General features: G+C 71.1%; 10 protein-coding genes. 3 read left to right on the top strand and 7 right to left on the bottom strand.

Annotated elements, in window-relative coordinates; genetic code table 11:
• Positions 1-15: 15 nt before the first annotated feature.
• Genes ESP57_RS12310 through ESP57_RS12330 form a run of 5 tightly spaced genes read right to left on the bottom strand, consistent with a single transcriptional unit; the run spans position 16 to position 5,839 of the window.
• Positions 16-1,962, bottom strand: coding sequence for an MSCRAMM family protein (locus ESP57_RS12310; protein ID WP_243648515.1), 1,947 nt, complete (start codon positions 1,960-1,962; stop codon positions 16-18).
• Positions 1,963-2,006: 44 nt separating this feature from the next.
• Entirely contained in the window at positions 2,007-3,479 is a 1,473-nt protein-coding gene (locus ESP57_RS12315) for a sodium/solute symporter (protein ID WP_129231804.1), read from the bottom strand.
• The gene (locus tag ESP57_RS12320) at positions 3,476-3,883 is read right to left on the bottom strand and encodes a DUF485 domain-containing protein (RefSeq protein WP_129231805.1); all 408 of its coding nucleotides are present in this window, start codon (positions 3,881-3,883) and stop codon (positions 3,476-3,478) included. Before ESP57_RS12320 ends, ESP57_RS12315 begins: the two co-directional genes overlap by 4 nt.
• A 1-nt stretch (position 3,884) precedes the next feature.
• The gene (locus ESP57_RS12325) at positions 3,885-4,631 is read right to left on the bottom strand and encodes a LytR/AlgR family response regulator transcription factor (protein WP_056012146.1); all 747 of its coding nucleotides are present in this window, start codon (positions 4,629-4,631) and stop codon (positions 3,885-3,887) included.
• Positions 4,628-5,839 carry a sensor histidine kinase gene (locus ESP57_RS12330; RefSeq protein ID WP_129231806.1) on the bottom strand — a complete coding sequence of 404 codons (1,212 nt, stop codon included), beginning with the start codon at positions 5,837-5,839 and terminating at the stop codon, positions 4,628-4,630. Before ESP57_RS12330 ends, ESP57_RS12325 begins: the two co-directional genes overlap by 4 nt.
• Before the next feature lie 205 nt (positions 5,840-6,044).
• Between ESP57_RS12330 and ESP57_RS12335 the strand changes: the two genes are divergently transcribed.
• Together ESP57_RS12335 and ESP57_RS12340 are read left to right on the top strand one after the other, a co-directional pair.
• Positions 6,045-6,419 carry a DUF485 domain-containing protein gene (locus ESP57_RS12335; RefSeq protein WP_129231807.1) on the top strand — a complete coding sequence of 125 codons (375 nt, stop codon included), beginning with the start codon at positions 6,045-6,047 and terminating at the stop codon, positions 6,417-6,419.
• Complete coding sequence (locus ESP57_RS12340; RefSeq protein WP_129231808.1) at positions 6,416-8,032, top strand: solute symporter family protein; 1,617 nt, start codon at positions 6,416-6,418, stop codon at positions 8,030-8,032. Before ESP57_RS12335 ends, ESP57_RS12340 begins: the two co-directional genes overlap by 4 nt.
• 243 nt (positions 8,033-8,275) lie before the next feature.
• Here ESP57_RS12340 and ESP57_RS12345 read toward each other — a convergent pair whose 3' ends face one another.
• Together ESP57_RS12345 and lpdA are read right to left on the bottom strand one after the other, a co-directional pair.
• Positions 8,276-9,274 carry a TIGR00341 family protein gene (locus ESP57_RS12345; protein WP_129231809.1) on the bottom strand — a complete coding sequence of 333 codons (999 nt, stop codon included), beginning with the start codon at positions 9,272-9,274 and terminating at the stop codon, positions 8,276-8,278.
• A gap of 72 nt (positions 9,275-9,346) precedes the next feature.
• Entirely contained in the window at positions 9,347-10,747 is a 1,401-nt protein-coding gene (lpdA, locus tag ESP57_RS12350; protein WP_129231810.1) for a dihydrolipoyl dehydrogenase, read from the bottom strand.
• Positions 10,748-10,981: 234 nt separating this feature from the next.
• Between lpdA and ESP57_RS12355 the strand changes: the two genes are divergently transcribed.
• Entirely contained in the window at positions 10,982-11,884 is a 903-nt protein-coding gene (locus tag ESP57_RS12355) for a DMT family transporter (RefSeq protein WP_243648550.1), read from the top strand.
• The last annotated feature ends 64 nt before the right edge of the window (positions 11,885-11,948 follow it).

Consider the following 11,948-nt stretch of genomic DNA (forward strand, 5'->3'; position numbering starts at 1 on the left):
GCTGCGGCTCGGCGCTCAGCGGGTCGAACGGCGGCGCAGGCGGGCCGTGGAGAGCGCCGTGACCCCGACGACGAGAGCGCCGAGCGCCATCCACGCGGCGGTGCCGAAGGCGGGATCCACGCCGGTGGCCGGCAGTGCACCGGCCGTTGCTCCGCCGGCGGGCGGCGTCGGCGGCGGCGTGGGCGTCGGCACGTCGGCGAGGATCACGAAGTCCTGGTCGCTGAACACCTCGCCCGCCTCGGTGATCGTGACGGTGAGCGTCGAAGGCCCGACGGCGGTGTACCCGGCCGGCACGGTCAGCGTCATCGTGTACTCGCCGGGCGGCAGCGCGGCGACCGCGTAGCTCCCGTCGGGGTCGCTCGTGAGCGGCGTCGGCCCATCCGGCCCCGTGACCGTGACGGTCGCGCCGGGGAACGGCGTGCCGTCGTCGGTGAAGACGGTGCCTTCGATGCTTCCGAGCTTCGCGATGGCGAAGTCGACGCCGGTCACGTCGCTCGTCGCCACCGACTCGTCGCGGGTCACGGGGCCGACGGCGACGGTGCCCTCGGGCGTCGTCATCGTCACCGTGTAGTCGCCGGGGGGAAGCAGCGGGAAGTGGTAGCCGCCGTCGGCACCGGTGACGGTCGAGAGCGTGCCGCCGGGTCCGGTCGCGGTGATCGTGACGCCGGGCACCCCGGCGCCCGCCGCGGTGACGGTGCCCGAGAGCGACGGGTTCGCGGCGACGACGAAGTCCACCCCGGTGATCGGCGTCTCGACCCCGTCTGGAACGGTGAACTGCGGCGGGCTCGACGTGATGGTGTAGCCGTCGGGCGTCGTGATCGTCGCCGTGTAGTCGCCGACCGGCACCTGGTCGAAGAGGTAGTTGCCGTCGCTGTCGGTCGTCGTCGTGACGCCGCCGATCGTCACCGAGACGCCGCCCATCGGGTTGCCCTCGGAATCCGAGACGTTGCCCGAGACTGCGACCGGCACGATGTCGCGCATCGTGAAGTCGACGACCGCATCGGTGGTCGACAGGTCGGCCGGCTTCCGGGAGGCGTCGACGGCGATCTTCCCCGAGGGCAGCACCGCCTCGACGGTGTACCCGTCGGTGGCGAAGAAGCCGGGGAAGCCGTAGAGCCCGCCTCCCGCGGTGGTCGTGGTGGCGACGATGTCGCCAGCGGCATCGATCAGGTTGAGCGCGACCCCGTCGGCCGGGCCCGAGCCGGAGTCGGTGACGGTGCCCGTGATGTCGCGCGCGAGGGAGGCGAACCAGGTCTGGTAGACCGGCAGCCCCGCGCGGCGGGTGAAGATGAACGAGAGGGAGCTGATCGGCACCGAGGGCTCGAACCAGGCCGCCGCGCCGCTCGTGTCGCTCGCCGCGTCATTGCCGGTGAGCGTCATGGTCGCCGGGTTCCACTTCGCCACGTCGAGGGCGTTGCCGTCGCACGAGGGCTTGCCGACCACGCCGGGCGCGCAGTAGTTGAAGCCCTCCTTGAAGCCGAGCTCTGCGGCCGTGAGTGCCGCGCCGTCGGCGCCGACCGCGGAGATGCGCACCTGGTCGGCATCGATGTCGCCGAGCACGAAGGTCCAGTTCGACGACGGCGTCGGGGTCGGGAACGAGTACGTCGTCGTCGACGCGCCCGCGGGCGTGTCCGCCTTCGGCCGGAGGTTCAGGTAGGGCTGGTTCCGGCTCGACCCGTATTTCGCGCCGACCGGCGTGCCCTCCGAGAGCCATGTCGACGCCCCCGAGATCACACCGACCTGCCCGGCCCGCGAATCGCTCGTGACCGAGGCGGCGAGCGCCGGCTGCCCGGCGAGCGTCATCGTGGTCTGATACGCGCCGCCGGTACCGGTGAGCGGCGCCCAGCCGGCCCAGCTCGCGGTCGTCACCGCCGAGGCCGGCGTGATGGCGACCGTCGACAGCACGGCTGCGGTGATGAGGCCGGTGAGACCGGCGACGAGCATGCGATTCCCCCGAAGCATGGCGACCAGCATATTGGGGTGAGCCGGTCGGCGCATCCGTTGCGTCAGCGCACCTGCCGCTCGGGCACGTGCAGCCGAGTGAGGAAGGCGTCGGCGCCGCGCGGGATGCCGCGGTGGTCGCCCCGCGAGACGAGCACCGTCACGAGCACGGCGAGCGGCACGGTCCATGCCGCGGGCTGCTCGAGGAACGGGCGGAGTGCCGGCGCCGCAGCCGAGAGCAGCGGGCCGCCGAGGATGGCGCCGCCCGAGAGCAGTGCGCCGGTGAGCATGCCGGCGATCGCACCGCGTGCGGTGAGCCCGCGCCACCAGATGCCGAGGATCAGCATGGGGCAGAGCGTCGACGCGGTGAACGCGAAGACGAGCCCGACGCTGCCGGCGAGACCGGTCGACTCCGTCGAGAGCGCCACGAGGAGTGGGATGAGCGACGAGGCCACGGCCGCGATGCGGAATCCCCGCACGCTGCCGCCGAGCAGGTCCTGGCTGATCACGCCGGCGAGCGAGACGACGAGCCCCGAGGAGGTCGAGAGGAACGCGCCGAACGCGCCCGCGATGACGAGGGCCGTGAGCAGCTCGCCCCAGATGCCCGGCACGAGGCGGCCCGGCAGCAGGAGGATGAGCGCGTCGGCCTCTCCCGACGCGGCGAGATCGGGGGCGAACGCCCGGCCGAGCAGGCCGAACACCGTCGGAAAGAGATAGAACACCGAGAGCAGGGCGAGCACGATGACGGTCGTGCGCCGGGCAGCGACCCCGTCGGGATTCGTGTAGAACCGCACGAGCACGTGCGGCAGGCCGAGGGTGCCGAGGAGCAGCGCGACCATGAGCGAGACGGTGCGGTAGACATCGAGGTCGGCAGGGCCGGCGGCGGGCGGGAAGGCCTCGGCCGGCGTGAGCTGCGCGGGCGGCTCGCCGCCGCCGAGGATGAGCAGCAGCGCCACGACGGGCACGGCGAGCGCGGTGAGCTTCAGCCAGAACTGGAAGGCCTGCACGAAGGTGATCGAGCGCATGCCGCCCGCCGCGACGATGACCGCGACGAGCACGGCGACCGCGACCGACCCGACCCACGACGGCAGCCCCGTCGTGATGCGCACCGTCAGCGCCGCCCCCTGCAGCTGCGGCACGATGTAGAACCAGCCGACGACGATCACGAGCGTCGAGGTCACGCGCCGCGCCCACGTCGACTCGAGCCGCGCCTCGGTGAAATCGGGGATCGTGTACGCGCCCGAACGCCGAAGCGGCGCCGCGACGAAGAGCAGCAGCATGAGGTATCCGGCCGTGTAGCCGATCGGGAACCAGAGGCCGCCCGACCCCTGCAGCAGGATGAGTCCGGCGATGCCGAGGAACGACGCCGCCGAGAGGTACTCGCCGCCGATCGCCGAGGCGTTCCACCACGGCCGCACGGTGCGCGAGGCGACGTAGAAGTCGCTCGTCGTTCGCGAGACGCGGAGCCCGTAGAAGCCGATGAGCGCCGAGGCGAGCGCGACGGCCGCGATGGCCGAGTAGCCGATGACGGGGTTCACTCCGCCTCCGTGAGAGATCGGTAGCGGGCCTCGTTGCGAGCGGCCGCGCGCACGTAGAGCCCCGCGACCGTGAGCGCGAGCGGGTACACCCCGACGCCGAGCAGCAGCCACGAGGCGGGCACGCCGAACACGAAGCTCGAGTCGAGGGCCGGCACGAGCGCGATGGCGAGTACGAAGAGCGTCGTGGCCGCCGCGAAGCCGACGGCGAAGACGATCGCGAGCCGAAGCTGCGAGCGGATGAGCGAGCGCACGTAGACGCCCGCGATGTCGCTCGTCGGGCCGCCCCGAGCCGACGGCGGCAGCGGGCGAGCGGATGTCCCGGCCGCGCCCGGTCTGGGAGCGGTGACGCGGACCCGGGGCGGCGGCCCCGCGGCATCCGCTCGATCGCGGGGCGGCTCGGTCACGCTACGTCCTCGGGCGGATGATCGTCTGGTCGAGCCGCTCGCGGAGGGCGGGCAGCAGGCGCCGGCTCACGGGCAGCTCCGCCTGGCCGACGGTGACGCTCGGGTGGTCGGAGCCGAGTCGGATGCGGCTGAGATGGGCGAGCGAGACGAGGTAGGACCGATGCACGCGCACGAAGCCGGCGTCGGCCCACTGGCGTTCGAGGTCGCTCATCGGCACGCGCACGAGATAGCTCGCCTCCTCGGTGTGGAGCCGCGCGTAGTCGCCCTGCGCCTGCACGTAGCGCACGTCGTCGCGCCGGATCATGCGGGTCGTGCCGCCGAGCGTGACGGCGACCATCTCGGGTTCGATCGGCGCCCCGGTCGTCGACTGGCTCGCCGCGCCCGCCTTCAGCGCCTCGACGATGCGGCCGACCGAGCGGTGCAGTCGTTCGGTGCGCACGGGCTTCAGCAGGTAGTCGACGGCGGCGAGATCGAATGCCTCGAGCGCGCCCTCCTCATCGGCGGTGACGAAGACGAGCACCGGGCTGTGCTCGAACCGGGCGAGCGCCCGTGCGAGGTCGAAGCCCGTGAGCCCCGGCATGTGGATGTCGAGGAAGGCGGCGTCCACCGGTTCGCGAGTGAGCAGGCGGATCGCCTCGGCCCCCGAGGACGCCTGGTGGATCACGCCGATGCGCGGGTCCTGCCCGAGCAGGAACGCGAGCTCGTCGATCGCGGGCTGCTCGTCATCGGCGATGAGCACGGAGATCATGGCTCAAGTCTCCCATCGGGGGCCGTCGCGGCCGAGGGGCGTCGTGGCCCCGACTTCGGCACCCGCATGCGCACGAGCGTGCCGGAGCCGACGTTGGTCTCGACCACGAGGCCGAGCTCGTCGCCGTAGACCTGTCGGAGTCGGGCGTCGACGTTGCGCAGCCCGACGTGCTCGCCGCCGGACGTGCCCCCCGCGAGCACCCCGGTGAGCACCTCGGGATCGATGCCGACGCCGTCGTCCTCGACGGTGATCTCGGCGAAGGCCCCGGCATCCGCCGCCGTGATCGTGATGCGCCCGCCGCCCTCCTTCGACTCGAGGCCGTGCCGCACGGCGTTCTCGACGAGCGGCTGGATCGAGAGGAACGGCACGACCGTCGAGAGCACCTCGGGCGCGATCTGCAGCGTGACCTTGAGGCGCTCGCCGAAGCGGGCCCGCTCGAGGCGCAGGTAGCTGTCGATCGACCGCAGCTCCTCGGCGACGGTCGTGAAGTCGCCGTGCCTGCGGAAGGAGTACCGGGTGAAATCAGCGAACTCGAGCACGAGCTCCCGCGCCTGCGCGGGATCCGTGTTGATGAACGACGCGATGGCGTTCAGCGAGTTGTAGATGAAGTGCGGGCTGATCTGCGCGCGGAGTGCGCGCACCTCGGCCTCGGCGAGCGCCGCGCGCGACGCGTCGAGCTCGCCGAGCTCGACCTGGGCGGCGACCCAGTCGGCCACCTCGCCCGTCGCGCGCACGAGACCGGCCCGCACGGGGGAGGCGAAGGCGACGATCGCACCGAGCGGTCCGGTGCTGCCGATGATGGGGGCCACGACCGCATCCGTCTCCCACGCTCCGATCGGGATGCGGCGCTGGACCTGTTGCCGGCCGCTCGCGATCGCCGCGGCCGCGAGTCGCTCGGCGACCGGGCGCACCGCCTCGTCGCCGTCGATCGCGATGGTGCCCGAGCGATCGACGATCGCGAGGCTGTCGCAGCCGAGGAGAGCCCGCAGATGCTTGCCGGCGCGCGCGGCGCCCGGTTCGTCGATGCCGCCGCGGAGGTGCTTCGCGGCTCGCGACGCGAGGTGCAGGGTCTGGTAGGTCGCCTGCTCGGCGTCGGTGCCGAGCTCCTTGGAGCTCAGCACGATGCGCCGCAGGAACACGACGAGCCCGACCGCGAGCGCTCCGCCGGCCACGCCGAGGGCGGCGGCGAGCAGCATCGACTCGGACATGCACGACAGCGTAACCGCTCGCATCCACCACGCCATCCGCCGTGCGCTCGTCGTCGCGCGAGCACCGTTCGTCGCACCGTGAACGCCGTTCGGCGACGACGAGCGGTACCCGCCCCATGCCGAGGCGCGAGCGCGCCAGAGTGGCCCCACTGCAACTGCAGCCGGCCGGGCCCCCTGCCCGCCACGACCCCGAAGGAGACTCGCCATGGGCAACGAAGCCCTGAGCGCGGAGACCGAGACGGCCCCACCCGTCGACTACCGCGCGGTGCAACAATCCGAAGAGTTCCAGCGACTGCGCTCGAAGCACCGGAGGTTCGTCTTCCCCGTGCTGGCCGCGTGCCTCGTCTGGTACCTCGCCTACGTGCTGCTCGCCGGCTACGCGCACAACTTCATGTCGACGCCCGTGTTCGGCAGCATCAACGTCGCCATCCTGCTCGGCCTCGCGCAGGTCGTGACGACCTTCGCCGTGACCACCTGGTACGTGCGCTACGCCAACAAGGAGCTCGACCCCATCGCCGAGGAGATCCGCGATGAGATCGAGACCGGCGCGACGTTCACCGCTGAGGAGGCGACCCGATGATGCTGCACTTCGAAGCCGCGAGCGCCTCGCCCGGCGAGCCCTGGCTGAACATCGCCATCTTCGGCGCCTTCGTCGCGATCACGATGATCATCGTGTTCCGCGCGAGCCGCAACAACAAGACCGCCGCCGACTACTACGCTGCCGGCCGTTCCTTCACGGGCGGCCAGAACGGCTCTGCGATCGCTGGCGACTACCTCTCGGCGGCGTCGTTCCTCGGCATCGTCGGCGCGATCGCGATCACGGGCTACGACGGGTTCCTCTACTCGATCGGCTTCCTCGTGGCGTGGCTCGTGGCCCTGCTGCTCGTGGCCGAGCTGCTCCGCAACACGGGCAAGTTCACGATGGCCGACGTGCTCTCGTTCCGCCTGAAGCAGAAGCCCGTGCGCATCGCCGCGGCCACCACGACCCTCGTGGTCTGCTTCTTCTACCTGCTCGCGCAGATGGCCGGTGCCGGCGGGCTCGTCTCGCTGCTCCTCGGCGTCGGCGACCAGCTCGGCCAGGCGCTCGTGATCACGGTCGTCGGCGCGCTCATGATCCTCTACGTGCTCATCGGCGGCATGAAGGGCACGACGTGGGTGCAGATCATCAAGGCGATCCTGCTCATCGCGGGCGCCGGTGTGATGACGGTCTGGGTGCTCGCGCTCAACGGGTTCAACTTCTCGACCCTGCTCGACAACGCGGTCGCCGCGACGGGCAACCCCGAGATCCTGAACCCCGGCATGAAGTACGGCGTCTCCGAGATCGCGAAGGTCGACTTCCTCTCGCTCGGCCTCGCGCTCGTGCTCGGCACCGCGGCCCTGCCGCACGTGCTCATGCGCTTCTACACGGTGCCCACCGCGAAGGAGGCCCGCAAGTCGGTCGTGTGGGCGATCTGGCTCATCGGCATCTTCTACGTGTTCACCCTCGTGCTCGGCTACGGCGCGGCGGCCCTCGTGGGCGCCGACGTCATCGCCGCGGCACCCGGCGGCCCGAACTCGGCGGCCCCGCTGCTCGCGTTCGAGCTCGGCGGACCGCTCCTCCTCGGCCTCATCTCGGCGATCGCGTTCGCGACGATCCTCGCGGTCGTCGCCGGGCTCACGATCACGGCGGCGGCCTCCTTCGCCCACGACATCTACGCGAGCGTCGTGAAGAAGGGCAAGCCGGCGGCCGGCGCCGAGGTGAAGGTCGCGCGTCGCACGGTCGTCATCATCGGCATCGTCGCGATCATCGGCGGCATCGGGGCCAACGGCCAGAACGTGGCGTTCCTCGTGGCCCTCGCGTTCGCGGTCGCGGCGTCGGCGAACCTGCCGACGATCGTCTACTCGCTGTTCTGGAAGCGCTTCACCACCCAGGGCGCCCTCTGGAGCATGTACGGCGGACTCGCGTCGGCGATCATCCTCATCATCTTCTCGCCGGTCGTCTCGGGCTCCGAGACGTCGATGCTGAAGACCGAGTCGATCGACTTCGCGATCTTCCCGCTCTCGAACCCCGGCATCGTCTCGATCCCGCTCGCCTTCTTCCTGGGCTGGTTGGGCACGGTGCTCGACAAGAAGAAGGAGGACCCCGCGAAGCAATCCGAGATGGAGGTGCGCTCGCTCACCGGCGTGGGAGCCGAGAAGGCGACGCAGCACTGAGAAGCCCCGGTGGCGGGTGGGGGCCCGCCACCGGCACACCTCCCGGCGGCGAGAAGTCCCACTCGTCGTCGGGAACCAACTTCTTGCGGCGGGAATGCCTGCCCGTGCCGCAAGTCGAGTGAAGAGGCGGATGCCGCAGCAGCACGCTGCGGCATCCGCCCTCGTCGTTTCCGGCCGGGCCGGGGGTGCTGCGCGGTGGCGCGCGGCCGTCTGCGCGGGCGCGCGCGGCGGGCTCTCGAGGGCTCAGCGCACCTCGACCTGGCTGCCCGACTGCACGTCGAGGTTCACCGAGACGTACGACGGCAACTTGCCGGAGAGGTCGTCGCGGTACTCCTCGAGCGGCGGCAGCTCGCCGCCGGGGCTCTCGACGCCGACCGTGGCCTGCAGTCCGTTCCAGCTGACGCCCGTGATCGATGCGCCCTTCGTGCCGTCGAGCCAGTCGTTCGTGACGGAGTGCAGGGTCACGGTCCACGAGGCGACGAACGCGATGATGAGCGAGTTCACGACGAGCGGGATCGCGACGACCGCGGTGAGCACGCCGACGATCGTGTAGGCGCGTCGCCGGTTCGCGCCCTCGACGGCCTCGGGGTCGCGCGGGTAGCCGGCGAGGGTGAAGACGAGCGATCCCGCGATGATGAGGGCCACGACGTTCGAGAGGAACAGCATCGAGGCGCCGAAGGCCGCATCGAACTGACCCTGGCCGAGGCTCACGCCGACCACGCCGAGCGGCGGTACGAGGGAGATCGAGATCGCGACGCCGGGCAGGATGTTGCTGAGGTCGCGCCGGCACATCGCGAACGCCCCGGCGAGTCCCGTCGCGAACGCGGCGAGCAGGTCCATGAGGGTCGGCGCCGTGCGGCTCGTCACCTGCGGGTTCGTCGTCAGCTGCTGGGGGTCGGGCAGCGTGTACGAGAGCAGCGCGCCGAGGATCACGACGGCGACCATGCCGCCGACGAGCCAGAGCACCGAGCGGCCGACGAGCGAGGCCCGGCCCGTCACGATGCCCGCGGCGATGCCGAGGATCGGCGTCGAGAGCGGCGCGATGATCATGGCCCCGATGACCGTGGCCGTGGAGTCGCCGATGATGCCCGCGATCGCGATGACCGCCGAGAGGAGCAGCATGATCGCGAAGCCCGTGCGCTTGGCGCGCACGTCGCCGTGATCGAGGTCGAGCTGGTCGAGGAGCTCGACCGCAGGGTTGCGCCGGTTCTCCGGAATGAGCAGGCCCGCCACTGACGACATGCGCTGATGATCTCAGTCGAACCGAGCGGATGCCGCGGCGCAACGCCGGAGCGCCCGCGCCGCGGCATCCGATCACATGTTGATCATGTGCCCCGCGAGGCCGTGGAACGTCTCCTGCAGCGCCTCCGACAGGGTCGGGTGGGTGTGCACGTTGCGGGCGAGCTCGAGCGCGCCGAGGTCCCACTTCTGGGCGAGCGTGAGCTCGGGCAGCAGCTCCGAGACATCCGGTCCGACCATGTGGCCGCCGAGCAGCTCGAGGTGCTTCGCGTCGGCGACGAGCTTCACGAAGCCGATCGGCTCACCGAGGCCGTTGGCCTTGCCGTTGGCGCTGAACGGGAACTTCGAGACGACCACGTCGTAGCCCTCGTCGCGGGCCTGCTGCTCGGTGAGCCCGAAGCTCGCGACCTGCGGCGAGCAGAACGTGGCGCGGGGCATCATGCGGTAGTCGCCGAGTTCCATGGTCTCGGCGTCGCCGATCGTCTCGGCGGCCACGACCCCCTGCGCCTCGGCCACGTGGGCGAGCATGAGCTTCGCGGTGACGTCGCCGATGGCGTAGATGTGCGGCACGTTCGTGCGCATGCGTTCGTCGATCGCGATGGCCCCGCGCTCGGCGAGGGCCACGCCGGCGGCCTCGAGCCCGAAGCCCTCGACGTTCGGCGCGAAGCCCACGGCCATGAGCACCTTGTCGACCTCGAGCGAGCCCGGCTGGCCGTCGGACGCCGTGTACGAGACGGTGACGGACGACCCGTTGTCGACGACCGACCCGACCTTCGTCGAGGTGAGGATCGGCACGCCGAGGTTTCGGTACTGGCGGGTGATCTCCTTGGAGACCTCGACGTCTTCGTTCGGCAGCGCGCGGTCGAGGAACTCGATGACCGTGACGTCGACGCCGTAGTTCTTCAGCACGTAGGCGAACTCCATGCCGATGGCCCCGGCGCCGACGATCGCGATCGAGCGCGGCAGGTCGCGGGTGAGGATCTGCGACTCGTACGTCACGACGTTCTGCGAGAGCTGCACGCCGGGCAGCAGGCGCACGCGCGAGCCGGTCGCGATGATCGCGTTCGCGAACGTGACCTGCTCGGTCGTGCCGTCGGACTTCGCGATGTCGATGGCGTTCGGCCCGGTGAACGAGCCCCGCCCGTCGAACTCGGTGATGCCGTTCTTCTTCATGAGGAAATGCACGCCCTTGACGTGCTTCTCCGACACCTGGCGGCTGCGGTCGAACGCGACGCCGAAGTCGAAGTGCGCGTCGCCCGAGATGCCGAACGTCGCCGCCTGGTCGTGGAAGATGTGGGCGAGCTCGGCGTTGCGCAGCAGCGCCTTCGACGGGATGCACCCGACGTTCAGGCACACACCGCCCCAGTACCGCTCCTCGATCACGGCGACGCTGAGACCGAGTTGGGCGGCGCGCACCGCGGCGACGTAGCCGCCGGGACCGGCGCCGAGGACGACGACATCGAAATGGCTGGTCATGCGTCCAGCCTATGCTCGCAGCACCCGGGAACGGGAGGGCCCGGATGCCGCGACTGCCGAGCTTCGGCGGATTCCGGACATGCACCTCTGCATCCGTGTCCGACGGTCGGTGGCCGGGCGTACGCTCGACCGGTGAGCACCAGCACCACCCCGAGCGCCCCGGCCGGCACGGCCGCCGCGGCATCCGCACCGTCGCAGTCGAACCGGCTGTCGACGTGGCTGCAGTTCCTCGGCATGGGCGTGGTCTGGGGTGCCAGCTTCCTGTTCATGAAGGTCGCCCTCGAGGGGGTCGGCTTCACGCAGGTGGCGTGGTCGCGGCTCGTGCTCGGCGGACTGACGCTCGGGGTCATCGTGCTCGTCATGCGACCGCGCGTCGCGTCGCCGACGGGGGAGCGCGGGCCGGTGCTGCCGCGGCAGCCCATCGTCTGGCTGCACTTCGCGGTCATCGCGATCAGCGGATGCGTCGTGCCCCACATGCTCTTCGCGTGGGCCGAACTGCACGTCTCGTCGAGCCTCGCCTCGATCTACAACGCCGTCACCCCCATCACGACGGCGCTCATGGCGACGCTCGCGTTCCGCGTCGAGAAGCTCGTCGCCGCCCAATGGGCCGGGGTGCTCGTCGGCATCGCCGGTGTCGTCGTGATCATCGGGCCGTGGCAGTACGCTGCGCTCACCGGGAGCCTCCTCGGCCAGCTCGCGTGCCTCGGCGCAGCCGTCTGCTACGGCTTCACGTTCGGCTACACCCGCAAGTTCCTGAGCACCCGGCCGATCGCTCCGGCGACGTTCGCCTTCCTGAACATCGGCATCGCGGGCGCGATCATGCTCGTGCTGACCCCGGTGATCGCGTGGCAGCCGGTCGAACTCGACCTCGCGATCGTCGGCTCCCTCCTCGCCCTCGGCGTGCTCGGCACGGGGCTCGCCTACATCTGGAACATCAACGTGCTGCGCGCCTGGGGTCCGACGAACGCGTCGACCGTCACGTACGTCACGCCCGTGGTCGGCGTCGCACTCGGGGTTCTGCTGCTCGGCGAGCGCTTCTCGTGGCACGAGCCGATCGGCGCGGTGCTCGTGCTCCTCGGCATCCTGCTCGCGCAGGGGCGCCTGCGCCTGCCGCGTCGCGCCCCAATCGCGGGCTGACCGCCGGCTCGCCCTGCCCCGCCCGCCCCGCCTCGACCCTCGGCCCGCACGCGCGCCTCGCCGC

The organism is Agromyces fucosus (assembly GCF_004134865.1).
GTDB lineage: Bacteria > Actinomycetota > Actinomycetes > Actinomycetales > Microbacteriaceae > Agromyces > Agromyces fucosus.

What these genes read in the sequence shown, in the direction of transcription:
- ESP57_RS12330 (WP_129231806.1), bottom strand. Translation starts at nt 5,839, where the DNA reads ATGTCCGAGTCGATGCTGCTCGCCGCCGCCCTCGGCGTGGCCGGCGGA.
- ESP57_RS12335 (WP_129231807.1), top strand. Translation starts at nt 6,045, where the DNA reads ATGGGCAACGAAGCCCTGAGCGCGGAGACCGAGACGGCCCCACCCGTC.
- ESP57_RS12310 (WP_243648515.1), bottom strand. Translation starts at nt 1,962, where the DNA reads ATGCTTCGGGGGAATCGCATGCTCGTCGCCGGTCTCACCGGCCTCATC.
- ESP57_RS12345 (WP_129231809.1), bottom strand. Translation starts at nt 9,274, where the DNA reads ATGTCGTCAGTGGCGGGCCTGCTCATTCCGGAGAACCGGCGCAACCCT.
- lpdA (WP_129231810.1), bottom strand. Translation starts at nt 10,747, where the DNA reads ATGACCAGCCATTTCGATGTCGTCGTCCTCGGCGCCGGTCCCGGCGGC.
- ESP57_RS12340 (WP_129231808.1), top strand. Translation starts at nt 6,416, where the DNA reads ATGATGCTGCACTTCGAAGCCGCGAGCGCCTCGCCCGGCGAGCCCTGG.
- ESP57_RS12325 (WP_056012146.1), bottom strand. Translation starts at nt 4,631, where the DNA reads ATGATCTCCGTGCTCATCGCCGATGACGAGCAGCCCGCGATCGACGAG.
- ESP57_RS12355 (WP_243648550.1), top strand. Translation starts at nt 10,982, where the DNA reads ATGGGCGTGGTCTGGGGTGCCAGCTTCCTGTTCATGAAGGTCGCCCTC.